The following is a 26,272-nucleotide window of genomic DNA, read 5'->3' as shown; positions in this document are numbered from 1 at the left end:
ACGGCGCCCACGGCCCTGCTCTCCGCGCCGACGACGCCCCGGCGCGAACGGCGATCGGCCCGGGCCCTGTCCGATCTATGCTCCTATGGCCTCGATCTCCCGATGGATCCGCCGAGCCTCGCACCGCTCAAGCCCGACACGATCTTCCACGGGCGATACCGTGTCGTCCGCGCGATCAAGGCGGGCGGAATGGGGGCGGTGTACGAGGTCGTGGACGAGGTCACCGACCGCCGCCGCGCGCTCAAGGTGATGCTCCCGGGGTCGATCCAGGACCCGAGCATGCGCGCCCGGTTCGCCCAGGAGGCCAAGATCACCGGCGCGATCGAGAGCGATCACATCGTCCCGGTCTCCGACGCCGGCATCGACGCCGACTCCGGGATGCCCTTCCTCGTCATGGACCTCCTCCAGGGCGAGGAGCTCGCGACCCTCTCGGCGCGGCGCGGCCCGCTGCCGCCGGGGGAGGTGGTGCTCTACCTGTCCCAGGTCGCGCGCGCGCTCGACAAGATGCACGCGGCGGCGATCGTCCACCGGGACCTCAAGCCCGCGAACCTCTTCCTGACGAGGCGGGACGACGGGTCCCCATGCGTCAAGGTCCTCGACTTCGGCCTGGCCAAGGTCGCGGCGCAGAGCAGCATGGCGGATCGCACGGCGCTCGTCGGGACGCCGCTCTACATGGCGCCCGAGCAGATCCGCGGCGACGGCGCCGTCGGACCGAAGGCCGACATCCACGCGCTCGCGCACGTCGCCTTCACGCTGCTCGTGGGCAGCCCCTACTGGCTTACCGAGGCCAACGTGCTGCCCTCGATCTTCGCGCTCCTGCAGCGGATGGCGGCGGGCCTGCCCGAGCCGCCGAGCGCCCGCGCCGCGCGGCGCCGGAGCGTCCGGCTGCCGCCCGCCTTCGACGCCTGGTTCCAGCAGGCCACCGCGATCGACCCCAGGGACCGCTTCGAGCGCGCGACCACGGCTGTCACCCTCCTGGCGGAGGCCCTCGGCACGCCCGCGCCGTCCACGCCGCCCCCGGCGCCCGTCCCCCCCACGAACCCTCCGCCGTCATCCCGCCGCGGGATCGAGCTCGACGACCGGCGCGCGGTCGCGTCGCCCGATCCCGCGCCGAAGCCCCCGGAGCCCGGGCCGAAGCCGGCTGACGCGCGGCAACGCGACGGCGACGCGCGGCAACGCGACGAGGATCTCGCCGCGGTCGTCCACGAGGAGCGGCTGCGGGCCTTCCTGAAGAAGGAGGTCCAGCGCGCCAGGGAGCAGCGGACGAGGAGGCTCTCGTTGCTGCTGCTCGGCGTGGAGGGCCTCCAGGACATCGAGGAGAAGCACGGGCGCGCGGGGGTCGAACGCATCCTCGGCGACCTCGCGCGCGTCGTCCGGATCTACGTGCCGGAAGGCGGGCTGCTCGGGCGGTACCGCCGCGACGTCCTCGCGATCGTCTGCCCCGGGATCGGCAGGACGCGCTCGTCCGCGTTCGCGAAGGTGCTCGGCGAGAAGGTGCGCCAGCACCGCTTCCGGCGCATCCCATCGATGCCGTTCCGGATGGTCATCCGCATCGGCGTCGCGCACCTCGAGGAGGGCGACGTGTCGGGGCACGATCTGCTCGAGCGCGCGGCCCGCGAGCTCCTCGTGCGGGGAGAGTGAGCTCCCGGGGGTCGACCCGCGGCCGCGCCCCGTAACCGCGCGGCCGCGCCCCGCAACCGCGCGCTCGCCCTCGATTTCTTTGACGTTTCCCGCGAAGGGGCGATCCTCCCGCGCATGGCCTCTGCCATGATCCTGGCTGCGGGGCTCGGGACCCGGCTCCGCCCGCTCACGGACGAGCTGCCGAAGCCGCTCCTGTGGCTCGGCGACCGCCCGCTGATCGCGCACATCGCCGAGCAGCTCGCCGCGGGCGGGGTGCGGCGCGCCGCGCTGAACAAGTCTCACCTCGCGGAGCGCTTCTCGCGCGACCTGATCGCGGCGTTCCCGGTGCCGGTCGACGTCCTGCACGAGCCGGAGCCCTTCGGCACCGCCGGGGGCCTGGCGAACGCGGCGGGCGCGCTCGGCGACGGCGACGTGATCCTCTGGAACGGCGACATCCTGATCGACCTCGACGTGGCGGCGCTCTGCGCGGCGCACGGCCAGCGCGGCGCGGCCGCGACGCTCGCGGTCGCGCCTCGGCCGGCCGGGGAGGGGACCGTGGGCGTCGGCGCGCACGGCGAGGTGGTCCGGCTGCGCGGCGAGCGCTTCGGCGAGGAGGTCGCGGGCGGCGACTTCGTGGGCGTGCACGTGGTCGGCGAGGCGCTCAGGCGGCGGCTGCCGGCGCGCGGCTGCATGGTGGGGGACGTGTACCTGCCGTGGCTGCGCGAGGGGCGCGCGCTCGCGACGTTCGCGGCGCCCGCCGAGTGGCACGACATCGGCACGGTCGCCGCGTACCTCGCGGCGAGCGCGCGCTGGCTCGCGCAGCGCGGCCTGCAGAGCCACGTCGGCCCGGGCGCGTCCGTCGCCGAGGGCGTGGACGTGACCGGCAGCGTCGTGGGCGCGGGCGCGCGGGTCGAGGGGGCCGGGGCGCTGCGCGGGTGCGTGGTGTGGCCGGGGGCGCAGGTGGACGTCGCCGCGTCCGTGGAGCGCGCCGTGGTGACGACGCAGGGGCGCGTCGTGCGCGCGGCCGGGTGATTGCTCCGCCAGGGCCGAACGGCGACGCGGGACGCGCTGCGCGGCGGGCGCCACGGCCGCCCCCACTGGAGCGACGCCGAGCAGCGGATGAACATCTGGAGTACCGGGACACTGGGCATGGGCCGGCCTTCGCTCCATGTAGCCGCGAAACGACCCCAGAAAGGCACGGTGCACCGGTATGCGCTCGACGTCCTACACGCCCCTGCGACATCTGCTCCTGCAGTTGCCCTTGCTGCTGTCCGCGCTCGCCGGAGGCGCATGCGTGGAAGAACGATCGCGGTCGGACCTCCCGCCGCCGTCCCCGCCCTCGATGCCGATGCCTACGCCTCCTGGCGGGCAGAACAGCGGCGACAGCGCCGGTGACGAGGGGGCTGGCGCGCAGGGAGGCGGCGAGCAGGGGCCTGCCGGCCAGACCTCCGGCGGGCAGGACGGCGCTGGCGGCCTCGGCGGCGGGCAGGGCGGCGCCGGTGGCCTGGGTGCGGGCGGCGACCTGGGTGCAGGCGGTGGCCTCGGCGCGGGCGGTGGCGGCGACCTGGGCACCGGTGGCGGCCTCGGCGCGGGCGGTGGCGGCGACCTGGGCACCGGCGGCGGCCCCGGCGCGGGCGGCTAGCTGGCCGTCACCTGCCCAGGCCGGCGAGCGCGGCCCCGGCGGCCCTCACGCGCCCAGATCGGCGAGCGCGGCCCTGGCGGCGTTGTGCCCCGCCGCGCCGATGACCGATCCGGCCGGGTGCGTGCCGGCGCTGCACGAGTAGAGCCCGGCGAGCCCGAACCGGTACGGCACGCGATCGGCGAAGCCGAAGCCGTTGTCGATGTGGTGGATGTGCCCCCGCGTGATCCCGAAGTGCCGCTCGATGTCCGGCGGCGCCAGCGTGAACGTGTCCAGCACGAGGTCGCTCATCCCCGGCGCGAAGCGATCGCAGATCGACAGCAGGTGCTTCACGTAGCGCGGCGCGGCCTCGGCCCACGTCTCGCCGCCCGCGAGCGCGTAGGGCACCCACTGCACGAAGAGCGCGGCGTTGTGGTGGCCCTCGGCGTCGCGCAGGCTCGGGTCGATCGGCGTGTGGAAGTACCACTCGATCGCGGGGAACTCGGGGAGGCGCCCGCTCATCGCGTCGCGGTGGGCCTGCCGCAGCGTGTCCATCACGACGTCCTCGTCCGGCAGGAGGTGGATCGTCGGCCCGAACTGCCCGCGGTCCTCCGGGAGGCACGTGAACCTGGGCAGGCCGGTCAGGGCCATGTTGACCTTGAGCGTCGAGCCGTCCCTCGCGAGCGCGTCGAGCCGCGCCGACAGCGGCGCCCCGATCGCCGCCTCGCCGGCCAGCGCGCGGGTGCGGAACGGATCGGCGTTCGACACGACCACCTTCGCGGCGATGCGCGTCCCGTCCTCGAGCAGCACCCCGGAGACGGCGCCCCCGGACGACTCGATCTGCGCGACCCGGACGCCGGTGACGATCGTCGCGCCCTCGGACCTCGCCTTCTCGGCGAAGAGGCGGCTGACCGTGCCCATCCCGCCCTCGACGATCATCCACGTCCCGTCCGCGCCGGGGAGGCGGCACATGTTGTGGACGAGGAAGTTCATCCCGGTGCCGGGCGTGTCGAAGCCGCCGGCCAGCCCGGAGAAGGCGTCGGTCACGGCGTACATCGCCTGGAGCAGATCGCTCTTCCAGCCGAACCGCGCGAGGTACTCGGAGATCGTGCCCCGGCAGAGCGCCACGAACGTCTGCCGGAGGGCGGGGCGCACGTAGCGCTCCGCGGTCTCCTCGATGGAGAGCGGCTCCTCTAGCCAGGTCGGGGCGATGTCGTCCCGGAGCGCGGCGAGCTCGGCCTGGAGCGCGCTGTTCGCCTCCCAGTCCTGCTGGGAGAAGAACTCCAGGAACTGCCGCCTCATGGCGGCCTGGTCCGAGCCGAAGAGCAGGTAGCGCCGGTCTGTCGTCGGGACGAAGTAGTGCGGATCGCGCCGCCGGAGGGGCAGGTCGACGCCGACCTCGCGGAGCAGCTCGGGGGGGGCGAGCCCGAGCAGGTAGGCGCCGCTCGAGACGCCGAGCTTCGGCGCCTTCGCGAACGGGTGCTCGGTCTTCACCGCGCCGCCCACGGCGTCCTTCTCCTCGAGCACCACCACCTCGAGCCCGCGGCGGGCGAGGAGGACGGCGGCGACGAGACCGTTGTGGCCCGCGCCGACGATGACGACGTCGGCCCGGGCCGGAGCTTCACTGCGTTTCACGGGGCACCTCCAGCGTTGTGCGCGTCCTCTGCCGCGGCCCGGCGCGCCGGCGCCCGGCCACTCGCGCGAGGTGTTGCACGGATGGTCGGTCGGGGAGAGTCTTTTCGCGCCCCGGAATCCCGGCGAGCGCGCCGCGCTGGCCCGAGAGCCGCCGCGTCGGGGGGCCCTTTCCAGTCTGTCCTCGGCGCAGCGCGCGCTGCGCCGACCGCTCGCTCCTGGCCCGGATCAGCTCCCTGCGGCCGCCCTCGGCGCCTCCCACGCGGCGGCGACCTCCTCGGCGATCGCGCGCACGGTCAAGGGCGCCGACCCCTCCGCCTTGTTGTTCACGAGCACGAAGCTCTCCATGCCCAGCGCCGCGGCCTCGCACACGATCCGCGCGACCTCCGCGCGCATGGCGGGATCGGGCTCGACCACCCTGTCGAAGGGGTGGAACCGCCGCTGCTCTGCTTCGTAGCGGCGCCCTGGCTTGAGCAGGAGCCGCACGAGCGCGAACGGCGCGTTCGAGACGGGCACCACGTCCGCCTGGGGTCCGGGCGTCGGCATGGTGCGAAAGTAGCTGTAGGTATGGGCGACGCCGCGCGCGCCGAGGATCTCCCGGTACTCGCCGGTGAGGTAGGCGCGCTCCCTGATCTCGACGGCGTAGGTGAGCTCGCGCGGCAGCGCGCCCAGGAAAGCGTCGAGCCGCTCGAAGAACGCGCGCGGCGGGAGCCGGTGGGACGGGCCGACCGGAGGCAGCTCCAGCAGCACCGGCCCCGCGTGGGCCCGGAACGAGGACATCAGCGGCGCGGCGACGCGCGACAGGAACAGCGGCACCGACAGGAAGTCCGGGTTCGGCTCGACGCGCGCGCGGTCGTCGCGCCGCGCATCTTCCTCGCCCGACGGCGTCTGCCCATGGTGCACGGTCTGGGAGACGACGGCGTGCAGCGCCTTCGACACGCACCGGAAGCCGTCCGGGAGCTGGGCCCCGTAGCGACGGAAGTCGCTGTCGGGGATGGGGGCGTAGAAGCTGCGGTCGATGCCGACGGTCGTGAGCAGCGGGTGCCGGGCGTACTCGGCGAGGCCGTCGCGCGCGAGCTCCTCCGTGCTCCGCCGCCGGGCGTAGACGAGGCCCTGCCAGCCCGGGAAGCTCCACGAGCTCGTGCCGAGGAGCACGCCTTTCGGCAGCCGCGCCGCGACGCGGGCGGCCTCGTCGTAGACCGCCGCCATCGCGTCGGGCTCGCTGGCCGCGGGCGCCTCGGCGGCGGCGGGGCCAGGCGCTGGTTCGAACAGCGAGAGCTGCATGGGGGAGGCGCCACGGCGCCCGGGTGAGCGGCCCACCCGGGCGATTCTACGTCTTCTGGAGCTCCCCGGGACCCGGCCGCGCGCCTCAGCGCGGTTCCTCCGGGAACATCCAGCCCGCCCCGGGGTACAAGCTCGTGACGTGCTGCGCCGCTTCACCCTCGTCCTGCGCACCCTGGTCTCGACGGCCGGCAAGGACGCCGTCGCGCGCGCAATGCCGCTGTACATGGGGCTAGGCCTCGTCGCGGCGGTCGTGTTCGGGGGCAACGGGATGCACCCCTCGCAGCTCACCGGCCTCGCGGGCGCGTCGCTCCCGTTCCGGCTCGCGCTGTGGGCGGTGTGGCTGCTCGTCGCGATGCCCGCGGCGCGCGCGCTGCTCCGCGCTCCGGCGACCTTCTTCCTGCGCGCGCTGCCCGTCCCGCGGGCCCAGCTCCTCGCGGCGCACGCGCTGCTCCTCGCGGTCGCCGAGCTCCCCTGGGTGGCGCTCTGGTCGATCGGCGTCGGCGCGCTCGACGGCCCGGCCGCCGGGGCGCTCGCCGGCTGCGCCGCCGGCGCCGCGGCGATCGCGGCGCACGGGATGCTCCTCGCCCGGCCGCGCGGCGCGCGCGAGCTCGCGCCCCTGTCGCTGCTCGCCGGCGCGATCCTGCTCGGGGCGCCGGCGCCGATCCTGCTCGCCTGCTCCGCGCCGGCGCTCGTCGTCGGGCTGCGCGCGACGTTCGTGCGCGCGCCGGAGGTCGCCGCCGGCCGCGATCCCTCGCTGATCCCGTCCGCTGCGTCCGTCCTCGGCGGCGCGCTCGCCTCGCTCGCGCTCGCCTACCTGGCGGCGCTGGTGCGCGGCCACCGCGCGGTGCTCGTGCGCGCCGTGGCGCTCGCGGCGCTCGGCGCGTTCATCGGGGCTGCCTATGCCCGGAGCACCGGGCCGCTCGCGGACGAGCCGCTCGCCGCGGCGTCGCTCGTCGCGCTCGCGCCGTTCGCGCTCTGCGCGGGCGCCGGCCTCGCCGGCCCGGTGCTCCGCGAGGAGCGGCGGATCGCGTGGCTCCTCGCCGCCTGCGGCGCGGCGGCGCCGCTCAGGGCGGGCGCCGCCGCTGCGGCGGTCGCCGCGCCGGTGACGGCGCTCGCGCTCGCGCACGGGGCGGCGGTCGGGGCGCTCCACCGCGCGGCGCCCCTCGCGGCGCTGCGCGTCCTCGGCGGCGCGGCGCTCGCGGGGCTGCTCCTGTCCGCGGTTGCGCTCGGCTGCGTCCGCTGGTCGGTGCGGGAGGACGGCCGCGACAGCAGCCGGGTGCTCCTCACGGCGCTTGTCGCCGTCGTGGCGGCGACCGCGACCGCGTGGACGCTGCGCGAGCTCGCGCTCGCGGCCTGGGCTCCCGCGGCCGCGTGGCTCGCGGTGCCCGCCGGGGCGTGCTGGTCTTCGCGGAGCCGCGGGCGCGGCGCCGCGGTACGAGAGGGGGCGGCGCGGTGATGCTGGAGGCGACGGGGATCCACAAGCGGCTCGCGGGCAGGGACGTGCTCTCCGGCGTCGATCTCCGCTGCGGGCCTGCCGACGTGGCGGTGGTGATGGGCGGCAACGGCGCCGGCAAATCGACCTTGCTGCGGATCGTCGCCGGGGTGCTGGAGCCCGATCGCGGCGCAGTGACGCTCTCGGGCGATCCCATCCACGGCGGCGGGGCCGCGGCGCGGCGCCGCCTCGGCTACGCCCCCGACGCGACCGAGGCGCTCCCCGACCTCCAGGTCGCCGAGCTCTGCGCCCTCGTGCGCGCGCTCAAGCAGGCGCCGCCGCTCGACCGCGCGTGGGTCGAGCGGATCGGCGCGGGCGCCTTGTACCGGCAGCGCCTCTCCGGGCTGTCGTTCGGCCAGCGCAAGCGCGCGCTCCTGCTCGCCGCGCTGGTGGGCGACCCGTGGCTGCTCGTGCTCGATGAGCCGACGAACGGCCTGGACGCCGAGGGCGCGCGCACCGTGATCGAGCTCATCGAGCAGCGCCGCGCCGAGGGGAAGGCGACCCTCCTCACGACGAACGACCCGGCGCTCGCCGCGGCGCTCGGTGGACGGCCGCGGCGGCTGAGCGCGGGTCGGCTCGGCGCGCCCGGCGCCGGAGACGCTGCGGGCGTGGCCCTGGAGGGGGGAGCGGGGCAGGGGGTTCACTGCCCGTGAAGACCTGCCGCCGGACGCTTCCTACCGGCCGGTCCGCCTGGGCGGCTGCGGGCAGAGCAGCTTCTTCAGCTCGTCGGTCGCCGCTGCGCCCCGCACCACCGCCGAAGCCAGTCGTTGTACCTTGGGCGCGAAGGAGCAGTCGACAGGCTCGTTGGGCGCCTTGTGCAGCAGGGATTCGACTTGATCGGCGGGGCCCTCCACGCTCTTCCTCGTGCAGAGGATCGGGCTGCCCTGGTGGTAGTAGTATCTGCGCTGGAGAAGGCGGGTCGCCGTGACATCGCCGAACGGGAAGGCGTCATTCAGGGCAAAGATGAGCTTTCCGCTATCGTAATAGAACTGGTAGGTGGACCCGGCGTCTCCCGCGGCGATGTCCTTGAGCTCTGCCCTCGAGACAGCGTTGTTCTTCTGGTGCAGCCGTATCTCGGCGCTCCCCTCGTCAGCAGGACACGCCATGCGGAACTCGCTCTCTTTCAGCTCCTTGTCCGTCTGGATCTCCGCGTATTTATTCCGGATTTCCTCGATGCGCGGATCGTGTGGCGCCTCCCGGGCGGCGCTGGGGCTCCCGGCGGCAGCCGCTGCGTCGGGGGTCGTCGCCGTGCGTGGCGCGGACGGAGCGGACGATGTCGAGGCGGCCGGGGTCGCGGTCGAGGAAGGCTGAGCTCGATTCTCGGTGCCAGGCACCGCGGCTGTCGTGGATGAGGCTGGCGCCACATCGCCGCGCCCGCAGGCGGTGGCGAGCAGGACGCCTGCGAGGACCATCGCAGATCGACTCATGACGTGTTCCTATTCTCCATCGGGCGTCGAATCCACCTCGGCGCTCCGGGCGAGCGGCAGCAGCCGCAGCACCCGTGTCTCGCGCTGCTCGCGGCCCTCGAGATCGAGCGAGGTCGGGACGAGGTAACGCGCGATCTCGTCGACGCCTTCCGTGGGGCAATACGAGCGCCCCGGATCCCCCACGAGCACCGCCGCCGCGTCCCTGGCCTGCGCGCGCAGCCACGGAAGCACGCGGTCGACCATCGCGCGCTCGTAGCAGACGTCGCCCGCCACGATGACGTCCCACGCGCCGGCTGCGGCGCTCGCCGTGAGGTCCTCCGTGATCACGTCGAAGGCGACGCCGTTCAACGCCGCGTTCAGCCGGAGCGCCGCGGCGGCGAACGGATCGATGTCCGCGGCGCTCACGCGCGCCGCGCCGGCGCGGACCGCGGCGATCGCGACGACGCCCCCGCCGGCGGCGAGATCGAGCACGCGCTTGCCGGAGACGACGGCGGGATGGTCGAGCAGGTACCGCGCGAGCGCCTGCCCGCCGGCCCACGCGAACGCCCAGTAGGGCGGCGGAACGCCCGCGCGCGCGAGCGCCGCCTCGGTCGCGTGCCAGAGCGGCGTGACCTCGGTCGCGAGGTGGAGCCGCACCTCGGGGACGAACGGCGGGCAGGCCACGGCGGTCTCGCGCGCCACGAACGCCGCGGCGCGCTCGTCCCGCGCGAGGGCCTCTGCCGGCTGCTGGGGCGGCTCCGGTCGCGCGGGCTCCCTCGTCACAGCGCCCCGAAGATCCGCAGCGGCTCGGCCACGCGCGCGGCCCACGCCGCCTCGTCGTGCGCCGCGCCCGCGTGCCAGGCGTAGAACACGCTCTCGCCCTCCACGTACGGCGACCCCGCCCTCGTGAGGACGTCCCGGAGCTGGAGGTTCTCGCAGTAGTTGTCGGCCGCTGCCGGGTCGTCGTCCTCGATGCCGTCGCCGTCGCCGTCGACGCAATCGCCGCCGCCGCCCGAGTCCAGGTAGAGCGTCGCCGCGCGCTCCGTGTGCGCCGCGTACCGCTCGATCATCGTCTCGTGGCGGACGTCCGCCCCGATGCTGCCCCAGCCCATCGTGCCGGACAGGCTCGCGGCGAACGCGTAGTCGCCCCGGTGGCGCGCGGCGGCGTGGAAGCTGATGAGGCCCCCGAGCGACGAGCCCATGACCCCGATCGGACCCGGCTCGCCGTACCGCGCCCTGATGAACGGCCGGACCGTGTCCCTCAGGAAGTCGGCATGGGCGTCGCCCTCTCCGCCGATCAGCGCGCCGCCCACCTCGATGCGATCCTCGACGTGCGTGTACTCCGCGAGCCGCGCCGGGGTGCTGTCGACGCCGACGAGGAGCACCCCCGGCGGCGCGTGATCCTGGAGGTGCCAGCCGCCCGCCGGGCCCGCGGGATCGAAGAGGTTCTGGCCGTCGTGCACGTAGAGGACCCGGTCCACGGCCCCCTCCGGGACCCACACGCGCACGGTGCGCGGCGCCGTCGCCGCGTCGCCCACGGCGAAGTGGCGCTCGAGGTGCGCCTCGCGGGGCGCGACGAGGCTCATCTCGCCGAACTCGTCGTAGGTGCACGCGCGCGACCACGGATCGGCGGCCCACGCGGTCCCGTCGGTGAACTTGTAGCGAGCGCCCGCGGGCACGTTCAGCACGATCCAGTGGAAGCCGGCGTCGCCGGTCATCTCCGCGCCGGTCCACGCGTCGTGCTCGCCCGCGAGCAGGCGCAGGGTCGCGCTGGTCGAGACGAAGAGGTAGCCGCCGTCCACGGGGACGGGCCAGCCGGTCCGCGCCGCGTGCGCGAGCAGCGCCGCGTCGCGATCCTCCCGCAGCGCGGCGAGGATCGCCTCGACCGGCGTCTCGCTCGCGCCGCCGCCCTGGCCGCCCGCGCCCGTCGCGGCGCCGTCCGACGCGCGCCGTGAGCCGCCCGGCTCCGCGTCGCCGCAGCCCGCGAGCGCGGCGAGGATCCCCGCGCCTGCGGCCGCGCGCCGAGCCGCCGCGTCCCACCCCGGCGCGGCCACGGCTACTGCGCCGCCACCCGCGCTTCCGCCGCGCGCAGCGTCGTCTCGAGCAGCGAGGCGATCGTCATCGGGCCGACGCCGCCCGGCACCGGCGTGATCCACGCGGCGCGCTCCCTGGCGGCGTCGAAATCGACGTCGCCCACCAGCTTGCCTGCCTCGTTGCGGTTCAGGCCGACGTCGATCACCGTCGCCCCTTCCTTGATCCAGTCGCCGCGGATGAGCCCCGGACTGCCCGCGGCGACGACGAGGATGTCGGCCTCGCGGCAGAGCGCCTGCAGATCGCGCGTGCGGGTGTGGGCGATCGCGACCGTCGCGTGCTGCGCGAGCAGGAGCGCCGCCATCGGCCTGCCGACGAGGTTGCTCCGCCCGACCACCACCGCGCGGGCCCCGGCGATCTCGACGCCCGCCTCGGCGAGCAGGCGCATGCACCCCCTGGGCGTGCACGGCGCGAGCACGCCCGGGCGGCCCATCGCGAGCAGCCCCGCGTTCACCGGGTGGAGCCCGTCGACGTCTTTCGCGGGATCGATGGCCTCGAGCGCGCGTTGCTCCCGGATGTGCCCCGGCAGCGGGAGCTGGACGAGGATCCCGTCGACCGTGTCGTCCGCGTTGAGCTCCGCGATGCGCGCGAGCAGCGCGTCCTCGGTCGTCGCGGCGGGGAGCGTGAGGAGCCGGCCCCGCATGCCGACCTCGTTCGACATCCGCTCCTTGGTCCGCGTGTGGGTCACGCTGGCCGGGTCCTCGCTGACGAGCACCACGTCGAGGCCAGGGGGCCGGCCGTGGGCGGCCGCGAAGCGGGCCACCCCCTCCCGCACCTCGTCGCGGACCTTCTGTGCGATCGCCTTGCCGTCCAGGATCTTCGCTGCCACGGCCGCGGAGCTTAGACCACCCGCGGCCATCCCGGGGGCGCGGCGTGCGGAACGCGACGACCGGAACATCCGCCGCGCGATGTTCAGGTTGACCCTTCCGTCCAGCGTCTCTAGCCATGAGCGGTGGACGCGCTGCACACCGACCTCTACCAGCTCACGATGGCGGCGGGATACTTCCACCGCGGCATGACCTCGCGCGTCGCGACGTGCGAGCTCTTCGTGCGGCGGCTGCCCAGGCACCGCCGCTTCCTCGTCGCGATGGGGCTCGACCGGGTCGTGCGCTACCTCGAGGGGCTCCGCTTCACCGACGAGCAGATCGCCTACCTGAGCGCGATCCCCGCGCTCGCCGACGCGATGACGCCGGCGTTCTGCTCCTACCTGCGGAGCTTCCGCTTCCACGGCGACGTCTGGGCCGTCCCGGAGGGGACGGTGTTCTTCCCGAACGAGCCGCTCCTGCGGGTCACGGCGCCGCTCATCGAGGCGCAGCTCATCGAGACGTTCGCCCTGTCGGCGATCAACCACGCGACCGCGATCGCGTCGAAGGCCGCGCGCGTCGTCCTCGCCGCCGGCGACGCGGGCGTCATGGAGTTTGGCACCCGCAGGGCTCACCCGGAGGCGGCGCTCGACGCGGCGCGGGCCGCGTACGCGGTCGGCTGCGTCGGCACCTCCAACGTCGAGGCCGGGATGCGCTTCGGCATCCCGGTGCTCGGCACGGCCGCGCACATGTGGACCATGGCCCACCCGACCGAGGAGGCCGCGTTCGAGAGCTACGTCGCCGTCTTCCCGAGCGCGGCGATCCTGCTCATCGACACGTACGACACGCTCGTCGGCGCCGCGCGCGCCGCGGCGATCGCGCGCGACAAGCTGAAGGGCGTGCGCATCGACTCCGGCGATCTCGGCGCGCTCAGCGTGGCCGTGCGCAGGATCCTCGACGCGGCAGGGTGCGCCTCGGCGAAGATCGTCGCGTCGGGCGACCTCAACGAGCACCGCATCGCCGAGCTCAGGCGCGCCGGGGCGCCCATCGACCTCTACGGCGTCGGGACGGACCTCGTGACCTCGATCGACGCCCCCTCGCTGGGCGGCGTCTACAAGCTCGTGGAGATCGGCGGCGTCGAGCCGGGCGCCGCGGGCGAGCGCACGCCGATCGCGAAGTTCTCGGAGGGGAAGGCGACCCTTCCCGGCGCGCACCAGGTGCACCGCTTCCACGACCAGGCCGGCAAGCTCGCGCGCGACGTCATCGCGCTCGACAGCGAGCCCCTGGGCGCCGGGGCCGAGCCGCTGCTCGCGCCCGTGATGAAGCGCGGCGCGCGCGTCGCGCCGCCCGAGGGGCTCGACGCGATCCGGTCGCGCGTGCGCGAGCAGCTCGGCGCGCTGCCGGAGGCGATGCGGCGCATCGACGACGATCCCGCGCCGGGCGCGGCGTTCGCGGTCGAGGTGTCGCCGCAGCTCGGCGCGCTCGTCGAGACGGTGCGCGCCCGCGTCGTCGCCGGCGCAAAGTAAGGAGCGCGCGGGGCGCCGCCGCGCGCTGCGCGCCTCGACGCGAGAGGAGAGAGGACATGGCGAGTGGCAACATGACCCGGCAACCGTCGCCCCCGAGGGTGTTCGTCGACGTCGACGTGCAGCGGGACTTCTGCGATGAGACCGGCGCGCTGTACGTGAAGGGCTCGCCGAACGCGCTGTTCCGGCGGCTCACGGAGCACGCGGTCGCGCGCGGGATCCCGATCGTCGGCTCGGTCGACTCGCACGCGTGGGACGCGTGGGAGTTCGGCTCGAACGACACGCCGGCCCCCGAGGGCGGCAAGCCGGGCTTCCCCGATCACTGCGTGAAGGGGACGCCGGGCTGGCTGAAGGTCGAGGGCACGCTCCCGCCGCGCTTCCGCTTCATCCCCAACGTCCCGGACGCGCCGGTCGACACGGCGGTGCGCGAGCTCGCGACCGGCCAGACCCACGGCGTCTACTTCGAGAAGGAGGTCTACAGCCTGTTCGCGAACCCCGTCGCCGAGGGGTTCCTGCGCGAGCTCTCGGCGGCGCTCGGCGGCGCGCCGGAGTTCGTCGTCTACGGCGTGGCGACCGACTACTGCGTCCGCGCCGCCGCGCTCGGTCTGGTCCAGCGCGGCTACCGCACGACGCTCCTGACCGACGCCGTCGCCGGCATCACCGAGGCCGGCGTCGCCGCCGCGCTCGGCGAGATGCAAGCCGCCGGCGTCGCCCTCACGACGTCGTCGACCGTGCTCGTCTGACGAGGGCGCGGCGGCGCGTCGCTTCGACGCCGTCGCGCCGGCGCCGTCAGCGGCCCGCCGGGGAGCCCGTCGGGTCCGGGTCGCTCGGGTCGCCCTGCGCGCGTAGCGACCCGCAGAGGTCCACGAGCGGCTGCGGCTTGTCGAAGTGCCACCCCTGCGCGTAGTGGATGCCCATCGACGTGAGCAGATCGGCGATCTCCTGGTTCTCCACCTGCTCGGCGACGGTCTTGATGCCGAGCGTGTCGCCGATGCGGTGCACCGACTCGACGATCGCGCGGTGGAGCGAGTTGTCGTGCAGATCGCGCACGAACATGCCGTCGATCTTCACGTAGTCGACCGGCAGGCTCTCCAGGTAGCCGTACGACGCGTGCCCGCTGCCGAAGTCGTCGATGGCGAACCGGCACCCCATGGCGCCGAGCTCCTGCATGAACCACAGCACCTCGCCGAGGTTGGCGAGCGCCGCCGTCTCGGTGATCTCGAAGCAGATCTTGCTCGGCGGCACCTGCGCCCGGTGGAGCTGCTCGACGAGGAAGTCGAGCAGGCCCTCGCGCAGCAGCGACACCCCCGACAGGTTGATCGAGCACGTGTCGAGGCGCCGCAGCGCGTGCTGCGGCAGCGCGCCGATCAGCCGGAACGCCTGCCGCGCGACGTAGCGATCGATGACGTGGATCAGGCCGCTCTGCTCCGCCGCCTGGATGATGCCGACCGGCGAGTAGAACCGGCCGTCCTCGCCGAGCTGCCGCACGAGCACCTCGAAGTGCGCGCCCTTCGGCGTGTGCGCCGCGCCCGGCTTGACGAGCGGGTGGATCCCCTGGGCGTAGAGCCTGAGCCGCCCCTCGGCGAGGTGGCGCTGCAGGCTCGCGACCCACTGCATCGAGCGCCGGCTCGTCGTCATCTGCTGGTCGTCGAGGTAGACCTGCAGCCTCCCGCGCCCGTTCTCCTTCGCGATCCGGCACGCGTGATCCGCGGCGCCGAGCACGTCGACGGCCCGCTCGAAGTGGGGGGTCAGCACCACGAGCCCGATGCTCGCGCCGATCGAGAACGTCTTCTCGGCCCACCCGAACCTGAACTCGAGCAGGCAGATCTGCAGGTCGCGCGCGATCCGCTCCGCCTCGCGCTCGCCCTTGTCGGCGAGCAGGAGGACGAACTCATCGCCGCCGATCCGCCCGGCCGCGTCCTTCGGCCCCACGATCTCGTGCACGCGCGTCGCGACCCACTGGAGCAGATCGTCGCCCGCCTCGTGCCCGCACGTCGCGTTCACGAGCCGGAACCGATCCAGGTCGATGTAGCAGAGCGCGTACGGCGTCCCGTTCTTCCTGCAGTCGTTCAGCGCCTCCTCGATGCGATCGATGATCGCGTACCGATCGAGGAGCCGCGTCAGCGCGTCGTAGCGCGGCTTGGCCGGGTGGATCGGCAAGGGCCCCGGCGCGCCGAGCTCGCGGAAGAGGACGATCTGCCCGGGCGGGGGAGGCGGCTTCGAGTCGCGCTGGCTCTCGCGCGTCGGCCGCCCGGTGAGCGCGCCGATCGTGTGGAGGATGGGGAGCACGGACCCGTCGCGGCGCTCGAGCAGCGCGGTGTACCGCCCCTGCGGCCTGCCCGCGGCGCCCGCGTCCGGCGCGGCGAGCGGCGCGCCCGGCGTGCGCAGCGCGCCCTCGTCGATGATCACCGGCGCGAGCGGCACCACGGGCTCGCGCCGCGGCGTGAGCGCGGGTGCCGCGGCCTTCGCGGGCGCGCCCTCGTCGAACAGCTCGTTCATCTCTCCGACGTCGATGTCCGGCTCTCCGCTCGTCGCCCCCGCCGCGGGGATCAGCCGGAGCACGCGATCGAGCAGCGCGCCGCGCGCCTCGACGATCGACCAGCCCGTCAGCCGCTCCGCCGCCCCGTTCAAGCGCACCACGCGCTGCTCGGCGTCGATCTCGATCACGCCGACGTCGACCTCGGACAGCCACGCCGTGAGCTGTTTGTCCGGCGAGCCACGATGCGCGTCCGAGCGATCGAACGTGGCGTGCAGGCTCGACTCCGGCCGGTCTTCGATCTTTGCCACCACCCCGTCATGGTAGTTGCATTCCCGGAGAAGCGGACTTCTTAAGCGCCGACGGCGAGGAAACTCACGGCCACGGCCCCGCTGGGGTAGGCTCGGGGCCATGGGTGGTCACGAGGAGAACATGCGCCCCCGGACGGCGCCGAGCGCCCGCGCCGTCGCGCTTTCCCCGACGCCGCGGGCTTTTCTCGATCTGCGGCGCCGCCGGAGCTCTCCGGGGCGTACGGCAGGGAAGGTAGCGAATGGTGCGACGCGTCACGACGGCGCATCGCGATCGACGGGCGGCGGCGGGGCGCGCTCTGTCCTCGGGGGGGGCTGAGGCGCGATGGGGCTCGTCCTGTTCGGGCTCACGGGCGGCCTCGGATCCGGCAAGAGCACGGTGGCCGCTCGCTTTCGCGCGCAGGGGCTTCCGGTGATCGACGCCGACACGCTCGCGCGCGAGGTGGTGGCGAAGGGGACCGAGGGGCTCGCGGAGGTGGTCCGCGCCTTCGGTCCGGAGGTGCTGTCGCCGGACGGATCGCTCGATCGCGCGCGCGTCGCCGCGATCGTGTTCGCGGATCCGGACAGGCGCCGGCAGCTCAACGCGATCGTGCACCCGCGCATCACGGCGCTCACGCTCGAGCGCGCCGCCGCGCTCGAGGCGCAGGGCGAGCCCCTGGCCTGTTACGAGGCGGCGCTCCTCGTCGAGAACCGGGTCGCCGACGCGTTCCGCCCGCTCGTGGTGGTTGCGGTGCCCGAGGCGGTGCAGATCGCCCGCGCGATGGCGCGGGACGGCGCCACCGAGGACGAGGTGCGCGCCCGGCTCGCCGCGCAGCTCCCGCTCTCCAGCAAGGTCGCGGTCGCCGATCACGTCATCGAGAACTCCGGCGATCGCGCGGCGACCGAGCGCCAGGCCGACGAGGTGCTCGCCGCGATCCGGGCGAGGTTCGGCGTCCCCGCCGGCGCGGCCCGCCCCGCATCCGGCCAGGGCTCCTGACGTCGCTTCGCCGGACCACTGACTTGATGCGCAGTGCCCGGCGTGGAAGTCTCGCGGCCGGCCGATGACGTCGTTCAAGTCGAAGCTCGCGCGGCTCGGGCCGCTCCCGACGGAGCAGCGCAGCGGCGCGCCGCTCGCGCCCGCGCGGCCGCCGCTCGCCCGCGGGGTCGCGGCGGAGGACGCTCAGCCGCCGATCGCGCCGGACGCGACGCCCTCTGCGCTCGACCCGGCGCCGGCCTCGACGCCGCCTTCGTGCGGCGTGGCGGACGACGCGACGTCGTCCTCAGCGCCGTCTGCGCGCGACGCGGCGCCGGCTGCTCGCGAGGCGGCCCGGTCCGCGGGCATGTCCCCGGCGTCGGGCGGCGCGCGGCCGTCGCTGGACGAGCTGCGCGAGCGCATCTCCCGCATCGTCGCCCGGGGCGCGCCGCCCACCCCCAGGGCCGACCCGGCGCGCGGCGAGCTCCCCTTCCTCGTCGAGCAGACGCCCGGCGGGCCGCTCTATGTGAGCCGCACTCGCTCGCTCGCGGCGGCGCGCGTCGGTCGCGCGCCGCTCGTCGCCGCGCGCGACGCCGACCCGGCGATGCTCGCGCTCTTGGCGCTCGACCCGGCGCTCGCCGGCTGCGACGTGCGGAGGGCGCTGTTCCTCGACACGGAGACCACCGGCCTCGCCGGGGGCACGGGCACCGTGCCCTTCCTCATCGGCCTCGCCTGGTTCGACCCCGGGGGCGCCGGCGCGGGGCCGCTCGGCGAGCCGTCGTCCGACGGCTTCATCATGGAGCAGCTCCTGCTGCGCCGCCTCGGCGAGGAGGAGCCCATCCTGCGCCGCCTCGCCGAGCGCCTCGCCGACGCCTCGATGATCATCACGTACAACGGCAAGGCGTTCGACATGCCGCTCCTGCGCACGCGCTATGTGATGAACCGCCTGCCGCCGCCGCCGGAGCTGCCGCACCTCGATCTCGTCCACGTCGCGCGCCGGATCCACAAGGCGCGCCTCAAGACGCGCACGCTGATCGCCCTCGAGCACGACGTGCTCGGCCGCGTCCGCGTCGGCGACGTGCCCGGCGGCGAGATCGTCGCCTGCTACGCCCACTTCCTGCGCACCGGCGACGAGGAGGCGCTGCTCGGCGTCGTCGAGCACAACGCCGCCGACGTGCTCGCGATGGTCGCGCTGGTCGGCCTCTACGGCGAGCCGCTCGGCAGCCTCGCCGGCGGCGATCTCGCGGGCGTCGCCGCGACGCTGCGGAGGGCGGGCGCGCTCGAGCGCGCGGCGGAGCTCGCGGACGCGGCCGTGGAGCGCGGGGGCGGCGCGGCCGCGCGGCGCGCGCGCGGCGACATCGCGAAGGCGCGCGGCGACAAGGCGCGGGCGCTCTCGGACTACGAGGCGCTCGCCGCCGAGATCGACGACCCCGCGGTGCGCCTCGAGCTCGCGAAGCTCTACGAGCACCACGTCCGCGCCTTCGCCCGGGCCCTCGAGCTGGCCGACCAGGGCACCGCCGAGCCCGAGCCGGCGCAGGCGCGCCGCCGAGCCCGTTTGCAGCGCAAGATCGACCGCCGATCTGGCGGCGGCGCCGCGCTCGCGCTGCCGTTCGATCAGGCCGAGGGCGCCGGGGCGCGCCCTCGCGAGGGGCGCGCCGCCGCGCCGCGCCGCGAGGGCGAGGAGTGAGCGGGTATCCCGCGCCCCGCGCCCGGCCTGCGCGCCCCGCCCCGCGTTCGACGCTCTTGCCGCTCCCGACGCGCGCCTCGCGACCGCGCTGCGCGCCCCGCCCCGCGCGCGGGGTGGGGGCGGGCCCGGACCCGCGGGACAGCGAGCGGCCGAGGGGTCGCCGGGGGCTCTGGGTGAGCCCATCGAGAAATCCATCGCTCTGGCTTCTCGCCGGGGCGTGCGTGGGCTAGGGTGGGGGCGATGATTACCGTCGGCTGCGCCGGTTTCCCCGTCCCAGCGACGCGCTATTTCCGCGAGTTCATGTTCGTGGAGGTGCAGGAGACCCATGTGTCCCTCCCGGGACCTGGAACGATCCGGCGCTGGCGGCGCGAAGCTCCGGTCGGATTTCGCTTCGCCTTGCTGGGTCCGCGCGAGATCGGGCAGGAGGGTTTCCGGGACGGCAAGGTGATCGAGACGGCGCTGAAGAGCATCGAGGCCGTCGCGGACGAGCTCGAGGCGAAGCTCGCGGTCTTCGTCGGCCCCCCGGAGTTCACGCCCACGCGCGCGAACAAGGCGATCCTGCGCGACTTCCTCGTCAACGTGAAGAAGCGCTTCGACCGCGTCGTCTTCGAGCCGCCGCCCGGGTGGGATCCCGACGAGAGCGACGAGCTCACGCAGGAGGTCGGCGCGCTCGCCGCGCGCGATCCGCTGACAGCGGGGCTCTCGCGGCTGAAGGTGGCCTACTACCGCCTTCACGGCCCGGCGGGCCACAAGTCGCGCTACGAGGACCCGGCGATCGAGCGGCTCGCGGAGATCGCGCGCGGGGCGAAGCACGACGACGCGACGTACGTCTTCACGAACGTCGACATGTTCGCCGACGCGAAGCGCTTCAAGAAGGCGATGAAGCTGTAGGGCCGCGCGTCAGCTGGCGGGGATGCTCCCGGCAGGCCGGGGATGCTCGCGAGCGCTGGTCCGATCGATGCGTCCGGCAGATCTGCTACGCTGCGGATCATGACCTTCCCGGCCGAAGAGCTCCTCGACGAGGCGATGAAGCTCCCCGAGAGCGAGCGGCGTGTCCTCGCGCTGCGGCTGCTGGAGAGCGTGGGCGACGAGTCGTCGGAAGAGGTCGAGCGCGCGTGGGTCGAGGAGGCCCGGGAGCGCCTCGATGACATCCGGTCGGGGCGCTCCCGACCTGTTCCCTTGGATGAGGCCCGCGGCCGCATGTTTGTGCGGGGCTGAGGTGCCTCGCCGTCCTGTCGTCCTCGCGACAGAAGCAGAGGGCGAGGTCCGCGAAGCGTTCCTGTGGTACGCCGCGCGCGATCCGAACGTCGCCGATCGCCCGCCGCCCCAGGAGCTGGCGACGCCGGGGCCCGTGAGCTCGGGCGAGGCCTGCGACGCCGTGGTCCGCGCCGCGGCCGCGCTCAGCCCTCGACGCGCTGGCGGCGCCAGCGCTCCGGGCGCGTGAACAGCGCCATCGCGGCGATCACGACGGCGGCGGCGTACCACGGGATGTCCTGCACGGTCCCGTAGACGGTCCGCGCGCGCATGAACCGCGCCTCGCCGAGGAGCGACTGCTCCTTGAAGGTGTCGCTGTGCACCACGACGCGGCCCACCGGGTCCACGATGGCCGAGACGCCGCTGTTCGTGGCGCGCACGAGGTAGCGGCGGTGCTCGATCGCGCGCATCTTTGCGAGCGCGAGGTGGATCCACGGCTCCGTCGTGTCGCCGAACCAGGCGTCGTTCGTGAGGTTGACGAGCAGGTCCGGGTCGCCCTCCGCGACCAGCTTGTTCACGAAGTGCGGCAGGATGTCCTCGTAGCAGATCATCGTCGCGAGCCTGTGCCCGTTCCACTCGAGCGGCGCGAGCGACGTGCCCGGGCTGAAGCGGCCCGAGTTCGGCGACAGCGTGTAGAGGTACGGGATCGTGTCGCCGAGCGGGAGGTACTCGCCGAACGCGAGCAGGTACTGCTTGTCGTACCGCCCGAGGATCTCGCCCTCCTCGCCGGCCATGAGCGCCGTGTTGAAGCTCACGCCGCGCTCGTGCGTGTTGGGGGGTAGCCGGTGGATGACCGTGCCGACCACCGTCGGCACGCCGAGCCGGCTCGTGAGCGAGCGCTGGACCTCGGTCTTGTAGGCCGACTCGCGGAAGGCCTGCGGCACGCCGGCCTCGCTCCACACGACGAGCCCGGCGCCCTGCTTCGCGAGCTCGCGGGTCCGGTTCACGTGGATCTTGACCGCGTTCCGGCGGTCGAAGAGCGCCAGGTTCGGCTGGACGATCCCGATCGTGATCGGCTCGGCCGCGGCGGCGGCCGCGTCCACGGCGCGCATCCGGAGCACGCCGTACACGGCGGCGAGGGCGGGGGCCGCGACGCCCACCGCGAGGACCGCGCGGTTCAGCGGGCGACCGCGCCCCGGCGGGGGGACGTCGCCGCGGTAGGGGTGCGGGCCGCGGTGCGCGCCCGGGGGCGCGGCGCGGGGCAGCCCGCGATCCAGCCGGAACATCACGAGCTCGGCGAGGGCGAGGTTCGCGGCGACGAGCACCAGACCGACGAGGTACGGGCCGCCGAGATCGGCGACCTGACCCATCACCGGCGCGTTGTGCACCGAGGCGCCGTAATACCAGGGGAAGAGCAGCGGAAAGACGAGCTCGCTGGTCACGAACGCGAGGGCGAAGGCCACGGGGCCCGGCCAGCCGCGCGCTTCGGCCCGCCCGTAGAGCCAGCCGCACAGGGCGATGCGCCCCGCCTGGTAGGCGCACAGGATCGCCATGAAGAGCGCGCAGAGGATCGTCGGGAATCCGCTGAACACCCGCAGCATCTCGAGCAGCCAGTAGAAGCCGGTCATCGTCATGACGAAGCCGGCGATCCAGCCGAGCAGCGCCGCGCGCCCCGGCGTCTGCCCGCGCAGCGCCACGATCAGCGGGACGAGGCCGAAGAACGCGATCGGCCAGAGATCCATCCCCGGGAACCCGAGGAAGTAGAAGAACCCGGAGAGCGCCGCGAGCCCGTAGGCGAGACGCGCGGGCAGCGGACGCACCGCGCTCGCGGCGCTCGCGGCGCTCGCGTCGCGCGCCTCGGGCCGAGGGAGGCCCGCGGCCTCGCCGCCCGCCGGGTCTGCGCCGGGAGCCTCGCTCTCTTGCTGGTGCGCGGTCGTCATCGGGAGCGCCGGAAGAAGAGGAAGGAGAAGCAGCGCGCCGCCGTGACGGCGCGGTGGAACCTGAAGGGGCCGGGCATGGCGGCCCCCGTATTGAAGGGGCGCCGCCGCTACGTCAACCCGCTCGGCGCGCCGCCGTGAGCTGCTCGGCGCAGGCCTCGACGCGGGCGCGGCGTTCCGCTCGGCGCGAAGCCTGGAGACCCGCTCGGCGCGAAGCCCGATGACGCGCTCGGCGCGAGCCCGATGACGCGCGGCGCGCGTACGCCTCGAGCGGACGATCCGGGCGTTGCCGCGTCGGCGCACGCTGGTGATGGCGGCGGAAAGTCGCGCAGAACGTGCCTGATCCCCGTCGTTCGTGACTACTATGCGCACGTAGAGCCCATGTCGAAGATCCTTCACATCGAGGACGATCCCGCGAACCGCCTGCTCGTCCGCAAGCTGCTCCAGAACGCCGGCTACGAGGTCCTCGAGGCCGCCGACGGGCTCGAAGGGGTGCGCCTCGCCTGTGCGCAACGCCCGGACCTCGTCCTCGTCGACCTGAACATCCCGGGCCTCGACGGGTTCGAGGTCACCCTGCGCCTGCGCGGCGAGGCGTCGCTCGCCGGCGTCCCCATCGTGGCGATCACCGCCGAGGGCGACCGGGACACGAGCCTCGCCGTGGGCTGCGACGGCTTCCTCCAGAAGCCGATCGACGCGCGCTCCTTCTCCGCGGTCATCGCCCGCTACCTCAGCGGCGCGCGCGAGGAGCTCCCCGCGTCGCAGGGGCCGCTCCGGCTGCGCGAGCAGAGCCAGCGCATCGTCGCCCACCTCGAGCAGAAGGTGGCCGAGCTCTCGCGGGCCAACGCCCGGCTCCGCGAGCTCGACGCCGCGCGCACCGAGTTCTACCGCAACATCTCGCACGAGCTCGCGACCCCGATGACGCCGATCGTCGGGTACGTGAAGCTGCTCGCCGACGAGGAGCTCGGCCCGCTCAACAAGGCCCAGAAGAAGGCGCTGCTCGCGATGGAGGACTGCGTCCGCAGGCTCCGGTCGCTCATCGACAACCTGCTCGACGTGACAGGCATCGAGACGGGCCGGATGCGGTTCATGCACTCCGAGTACGACTTCCTCGACACCACCCGGCGCGCCCTCGCCCAGGTGGCCGACCGCTTCGCCGAGGGGAAGGTCCAGCTCGTCGAGGACCTGCCCCGCGGCCCGCTGCCCGCGTGGGGCGACGCAGGGCGGCTGCAGCGCGCCATGATCCAGCTCTTCGAGAACGCGGCGAAGTTCACGCCCGCCGGCGGCACGGCGGGCGTGCGCGTCAGCGTGCTCCAGTCGGGGCACTACGAGCTCTGCGTCGCCGACACCGGGCCCGGGGTGAAGGCCGACCGCCAGCTGCGCATCTTCGAGCCGTTCTACCAGGTCGACGGCTCGGCCACGCGCGCCTACGGCGGCGTCGGCGTCGGGCTCGCGATCGCGCGGCGCACCGCCCGGGGGCTCGGCGGCGACATGCGCGTCGTGTCGCCCAGCAACGAGGTCATCGAGGGCGAGACGCTCACCGGCTCGGCGTTCTACCTGACCGTCGCCCGGCGGGCGCCCTTCCAGGACGACGGCAGCTCGCCGGGCCGGCTGGGCCCGCCCTCGTCGCCGCCGACCGATCCGTCTGCCTGATGCGCTCGGCCGCCCGCGTCATCTACCTCGACTGGAACGCCACGACGCCGCCGCACCCGGAGGTCCTGGCAGCGATGCAGGCCGCCGCCGAGGTGGCCTGGGCCAACCCGGCCAGCGTGCACGGCCCGGGGCGGCGGGCGCGCGCGTTCATCGAGCAGGCGCGCGAGGCGGTGGCCCGGCTGACGGGCTTCGACGCGCGCGACGTGACGCTCACCTCGGGCGGCACCGAGGCGAACAACCTCGCGCTGTGGCATGCGTTCGGCGACGAGGCTTCCGGGGCCGGCGCGCCGGCCTCGGGGCGGCTCCAGGGCGCGCTCGTGCTCTCGCGGATCGAGCACCCCTCGGTCGCCCGCGCCGCGGAGGCGCTCGCCGGCCGCGGCGTCGAGGTCGCCTGGGTCGATCCGGAGCCGTCCGGCCGGGTCGCGCCGGAGGCGCTCGCGGCCGCCATCGATCGCGCGGCGGCGGTCGCGCCCGTGCGGCTGGTGAGCCTCCAGGCGGTCAACCACGAGACGGGGGTCGTGCAGCCGGTCGCCGAGGCCGCGGCGCTCGCCCACGCCCGCGGGGCGCGCCTCCATGTGGACGCGGTGCAGGCCGTGGGGCGCCTCCCGGCGGAGGCGTGGGCCGGGGCGGATCTCGTGTCGGTCGCGGCCCACAAGATCCGGGGACCCAAGGGGATCGGCGCCCTCGCCGCGCGGCCGGGCATCCGGCTCCGGCCCGTCCTGCTCGGCGGCGCCCAGGAGCGCGGGCTCCGGCCCGGGACGCAGGACCCGATCGCCGCGGCCGGCTTCGCCGTGGCCGCCCGGCGCGCGCTCGACGCCCCCGCCCGGTACGCCGCGCTCGCGCCGCTCCGCGACCGCCTCGAAGCCGAGCTCCTCGACGCGGGGCGCGCCGTCGGCGGGGCGCCGGTCCGCAACGGGGAGGGCGCGCGCGCGCCCCACGTCGCGAACCTCTCCTGGCCCGGCTGGCGCGGCGACGAGCTCTGCGCCGCGCTCGACCTGGAGGGCGTCGCCGTCTCGAGCGGCTCGGCCTGCAGCGCCGGGACCGCCGAGCCGTCGCCGGTCCTCGCCGCGATGCTCGGACCCGAGCGCGCGGCGTCCGCCGTGCGGTTCTCGATCGGCGAGGAGACGACCGAGGCCGACCTCGCCGAGGCGGCGCGCCGCGTGGCCCGCGTGCTCTCCCGCCTGCGGCCGCTTCCAGCCGGAACCTGAGGCGATCCGGCGGTTTACCGCGAGGCCATTGGTTCTTGAACCATCCCTCGAGCCATTCCGGACAACCGCGCAGAGAAGGGTGAGTCCACAGGGGTAACTCCTGGCAAGAACTTGTGTTTTCAGGGGGGGTGTGGATTCTTTTTATCGATCCATTGAATGGATCGAATCGGTCGTCTTCCTGGGAGCCTGTTCAGCAATGGACCGAGCGCTCGAACCCTCATGAGGTTTAGAGTGTATCCATCTGAAATTACTTGTTAAATAGACGTAGTACGGGATTGACCGACGGCGCTTCCGGGGGTCCCCGCAGTGCTCGAGGACGCCGGCCGCGGGCGCATTGCTCGATCAATGCGGGCCGTTTTTCCCCATGGGCCAGGGGGCGACCCCTGGCGCGCTCGGAGTGTTCTCCAGCGCGCTTGCCCTGCTCACGACATCGCCCCGGCGCAGGGTCCCGCAGCGTGGGCTCGCCCCGCTCATCGCGGCGCCTCGAGCGCAGGGCCTCGCAGCGCGCGTCTACCCCGCCGCCGCGGCACCCCGACCGGCGACCTCGCCGCGCGTTCGCTGCGCTCACCGGGGCGCCGCGCGCGCTCCGGCGCGGGCCCCCGCAGGTCTTCGCCGGGCTACGCGCGCGCCGCGCGGCGCCGGGCTACGCGCGCGCCGCGCGGCGCTGGCGGACGACCTCGTAGAGCGCGATCGCCCCGGCGACCGAGGCGTTCAGCGAGGAGATGGGGCCGGTCATGGGGAGCCGGGCCACGTGCTGGCAGACGCGGCGGACCGAGCGCCGCGTGCCCTTGTCCTCGGCGCCGATGACGATCGCGACCGGGCCGGTCAGGGGAAGCTCGCCGAGCTCCACCGGGCCTTGCGCGTCGAGCGCGATCGCGGCGACGCCGCGCGCGGCGAGCGCCTCCAGGGCGTCCGGCAGGGAGCGCACCCGGCAGAGCCGCGCGTGCTCGATGGCGCCCGCCGAGGCCCGGAACGTCGCCGGGGTGAGCGGCGCCGAGCTGTGCTCGGGCCACAGGATCGCCCGGGCGCCGAGCGCGACGGCGCTGCGGATCACCGCGCCGAAGTTCTGCGGGTCCATCACGCCGTCGAGCGCCACCGTGATCGTGCCGCCGCCGGGCTGGCCCTCGTCGACGACCGGGATCGCGTCGACCCCGACGATCTGGAGCTCCGGCGCCGACGCGACCGCCCCCTGGTGACGGCCGCCGGCGCTGCGGCGGTCGAGCTCTCCGCGGGGCGCGCGCTCGGTCGGGATGCCCTGGCCCTCCGCGAGGCGCGCGAGCGCGTCCAGCTTCGGGCCGCCGTCGCGCTGGACGAGGACCCAGCCGACGCGCGCGCCGTGCGCGCGGATCGCCTCTCGGACCGGCTGAAGACCGTAGACGAGTCGGCTCACG

General features: G+C 74.6%; 23 protein-coding genes. 14 read left to right on the top strand and 9 right to left on the bottom strand.

Going from position 1 to position 26,272, the window contains the following annotated elements; translation table 11 throughout:
• Window positions 1-102: 102 nt before the first annotated feature.
• From WME96_RS19100 to WME96_RS19090, 3 genes are all read left to right on the top strand, one after another.
• The gene (locus WME96_RS19100; protein ID WP_437291543.1) at window positions 103-1,641 is read left to right on the top strand and encodes a protein kinase domain-containing protein; all 1,539 of its coding nucleotides are present in this window, start codon (window positions 103-105) and stop codon (window positions 1,639-1,641) included.
• A 114-nt stretch (window positions 1,642-1,755) separates the two neighbouring features.
• Window positions 1,756-2,652 (top strand): nucleotidyltransferase family protein, encoded by an 897-nt coding sequence (locus WME96_RS19095; RefSeq protein ID WP_437291542.1) that lies wholly within the window; start codon window positions 1,756-1,758, stop codon window positions 2,650-2,652.
• A gap of 316 nt (window positions 2,653-2,968) precedes the next feature.
• Window positions 2,969-3,262, top strand: a complete 294-nt coding sequence (locus WME96_RS19090) for a hypothetical protein (RefSeq protein WP_437291541.1) — start codon at window positions 2,969-2,971, stop codon at window positions 3,260-3,262.
• Between the two features lie 45 nt (window positions 3,263-3,307).
• Here the strand turns inward: WME96_RS19090 and WME96_RS19085 are convergent, their stop codons facing one another.
• Together WME96_RS19085 and WME96_RS19080 are read right to left on the bottom strand one after the other, a co-directional pair.
• Window positions 3,308-4,873 (bottom strand): phytoene desaturase family protein, encoded by a 1,566-nt coding sequence (locus WME96_RS19085; protein WP_437291540.1) that lies wholly within the window; start codon window positions 4,871-4,873, stop codon window positions 3,308-3,310.
• Window positions 4,874-5,098: 225 nt separating this feature from the next.
• The gene (locus WME96_RS19080; protein WP_437291539.1) at window positions 5,099-6,154 is read right to left on the bottom strand and encodes a DUF72 domain-containing protein; all 1,056 of its coding nucleotides are present in this window, start codon (window positions 6,152-6,154) and stop codon (window positions 5,099-5,101) included.
• 139 nt (window positions 6,155-6,293) lie between these two features.
• Here WME96_RS19080 and WME96_RS19075 point away from each other — a divergent pair, with 139 nt between their 5' ends.
• Together WME96_RS19075 and WME96_RS19070 are read left to right on the top strand one after the other, a co-directional pair.
• Window positions 6,294-7,610, top strand: coding sequence for a hypothetical protein (locus tag WME96_RS19075; protein WP_437291538.1), 1,317 nt, complete (start codon window positions 6,294-6,296; stop codon window positions 7,608-7,610).
• The gene (locus WME96_RS19070; RefSeq protein WP_437291537.1) at window positions 7,610-8,299 is read left to right on the top strand and encodes an ATP-binding cassette domain-containing protein; all 690 of its coding nucleotides are present in this window, start codon (window positions 7,610-7,612) and stop codon (window positions 8,297-8,299) included. Before WME96_RS19075 ends, WME96_RS19070 begins: the two co-directional genes overlap by 1 nt.
• Window positions 8,300-8,320: 21 nt before the next feature.
• On the opposite strand, the gene WME96_RS19065 is transcribed toward WME96_RS19070, so the two are convergent.
• The 4 genes from WME96_RS19065 to folD form a co-directional block, all read right to left on the bottom strand.
• Window positions 8,321-8,752 carry a hypothetical protein gene (locus tag WME96_RS19065; RefSeq protein ID WP_437291536.1) on the bottom strand — a complete coding sequence of 144 codons (432 nt, stop codon included), beginning with the start codon at window positions 8,750-8,752 and terminating at the stop codon, window positions 8,321-8,323.
• 330 nt (window positions 8,753-9,082) lie between these two features.
• Window positions 9,083-9,835 carry a class I SAM-dependent methyltransferase gene (locus WME96_RS19060; RefSeq protein ID WP_437291535.1) on the bottom strand — a complete coding sequence of 251 codons (753 nt, stop codon included), beginning with the start codon at window positions 9,833-9,835 and terminating at the stop codon, window positions 9,083-9,085.
• Window positions 9,832-11,106, bottom strand: a complete 1,275-nt coding sequence (locus WME96_RS19055) for an alpha/beta hydrolase (protein ID WP_437291534.1) — start codon at window positions 11,104-11,106, stop codon at window positions 9,832-9,834. Before WME96_RS19055 ends, WME96_RS19060 begins: the two co-directional genes overlap by 4 nt.
• Before the next feature lie 2 nt (window positions 11,107-11,108).
• The gene (folD, locus tag WME96_RS19050; RefSeq protein WP_437291533.1) at window positions 11,109-11,972 is read right to left on the bottom strand and encodes a bifunctional methylenetetrahydrofolate dehydrogenase/methenyltetrahydrofolate cyclohydrolase FolD; all 864 of its coding nucleotides are present in this window, start codon (window positions 11,970-11,972) and stop codon (window positions 11,109-11,111) included.
• A gap of 123 nt (window positions 11,973-12,095) precedes the next feature.
• Between folD and WME96_RS19045 the strand changes: the two genes are divergently transcribed.
• Both WME96_RS19045 and WME96_RS19040 read left to right on the top strand, forming a co-directional pair.
• Window positions 12,096-13,472: a nicotinate phosphoribosyltransferase gene (locus WME96_RS19045; protein ID WP_437291532.1), complete on the top strand. Its 1,377-nt coding sequence runs from the start codon at window positions 12,096-12,098 to the stop codon at window positions 13,470-13,472.
• A 56-nt stretch (window positions 13,473-13,528) separates the two neighbouring features.
• Window positions 13,529-14,212, top strand: coding sequence for a cysteine hydrolase family protein (locus WME96_RS19040; RefSeq protein WP_437291531.1), 684 nt, complete (start codon window positions 13,529-13,531; stop codon window positions 14,210-14,212).
• A 46-nt stretch (window positions 14,213-14,258) separates the two neighbouring features.
• On the opposite strand, the gene WME96_RS19035 is transcribed toward WME96_RS19040, so the two are convergent.
• Window positions 14,259-16,256: an EAL domain-containing protein gene (locus WME96_RS19035; protein ID WP_437291530.1), complete on the bottom strand. Its 1,998-nt coding sequence runs from the start codon at window positions 16,254-16,256 to the stop codon at window positions 14,259-14,261.
• A gap of 322 nt (window positions 16,257-16,578) precedes the next feature.
• On the opposite strand from WME96_RS19035, the gene coaE reads away from it, so the two are divergent.
• The 4 genes from coaE to WME96_RS19015 all read left to right on the top strand — a co-directional run bounded on the left by coaE (window position 16,579) and on the right by WME96_RS19015 (window position 20,110).
• Window positions 16,579-17,229 carry a dephospho-CoA kinase gene (coaE, locus tag WME96_RS19030; RefSeq protein WP_437291529.1) on the top strand — a complete coding sequence of 217 codons (651 nt, stop codon included), beginning with the start codon at window positions 16,579-16,581 and terminating at the stop codon, window positions 17,227-17,229.
• Between the two features lie 64 nt (window positions 17,230-17,293).
• Window positions 17,294-18,892 (top strand): ribonuclease H-like domain-containing protein, encoded by a 1,599-nt coding sequence (locus WME96_RS19025; protein ID WP_437291528.1) that lies wholly within the window; start codon window positions 17,294-17,296, stop codon window positions 18,890-18,892.
• Window positions 18,893-19,132: 240 nt separating this feature from the next.
• Window positions 19,133-19,783, top strand: coding sequence for a DUF72 domain-containing protein (locus WME96_RS19020; protein ID WP_061615964.1), 651 nt, complete (start codon window positions 19,133-19,135; stop codon window positions 19,781-19,783).
• A gap of 99 nt (window positions 19,784-19,882) precedes the next feature.
• Window positions 19,883-20,110, top strand: a complete 228-nt coding sequence (locus WME96_RS19015; protein ID WP_437291527.1) for an addiction module protein — start codon at window positions 19,883-19,885, stop codon at window positions 20,108-20,110.
• Window positions 20,111-20,292: 182 nt separating this feature from the next.
• Here WME96_RS19015 and lnt read toward each other — a convergent pair whose 3' ends face one another.
• Complete coding sequence (lnt, locus tag WME96_RS19010) at window positions 20,293-22,026, bottom strand: apolipoprotein N-acyltransferase (protein ID WP_437291526.1); 1,734 nt, start codon at window positions 22,024-22,026, stop codon at window positions 20,293-20,295.
• Between lnt and WME96_RS19005 the strand changes: the two genes are divergently transcribed.
• The 3 genes from WME96_RS19005 to WME96_RS18995 all read left to right on the top strand — a co-directional run bounded on the left by WME96_RS19005 (window position 22,012) and on the right by WME96_RS18995 (window position 24,881).
• Window positions 22,012-22,164 (top strand): hypothetical protein, encoded by a 153-nt coding sequence (locus WME96_RS19005; RefSeq protein ID WP_437291525.1) that lies wholly within the window; start codon window positions 22,012-22,014, stop codon window positions 22,162-22,164. The two genes, lnt and WME96_RS19005, sit on opposite strands and share 15 nt — an antisense overlap.
• Before the next feature lie 240 nt (window positions 22,165-22,404).
• A complete protein-coding gene (locus WME96_RS19000) occupies window positions 22,405-23,673 on the top strand; it encodes a hybrid sensor histidine kinase/response regulator (protein WP_437291524.1) in 1,269 nt (422 codons plus the stop codon).
• Window positions 23,673-24,881, top strand: coding sequence for a cysteine desulfurase family protein (locus WME96_RS18995; protein ID WP_437291523.1), 1,209 nt, complete (start codon window positions 23,673-23,675; stop codon window positions 24,879-24,881). The genes WME96_RS19000 and WME96_RS18995 overlap by 1 nt, the downstream gene beginning before the upstream one ends.
• A 643-nt stretch (window positions 24,882-25,524) precedes the next feature.
• Here the strand turns inward: WME96_RS18995 and WME96_RS18990 are convergent.
• Window positions 25,525-26,271: a TrmH family RNA methyltransferase gene (locus WME96_RS18990; protein ID WP_437291522.1), complete on the bottom strand. Its 747-nt coding sequence runs from the start codon at window positions 26,269-26,271 to the stop codon at window positions 25,525-25,527.
• Window position 26,272 lies beyond the last annotated feature (1 nt).

The sequence above is a fragment of the Sorangium sp. So ce406 genome, assembly GCF_051474675.1.
In the GTDB taxonomy this organism is placed as follows: Bacteria; Myxococcota_A; Polyangia; order Polyangiales; family Polyangiaceae; genus Sorangium; species Sorangium cellulosum_G.
Note: the sequence above shows the minus strand (reverse complement) of the source record. Positions and strands in the feature narration are given on the sequence as shown.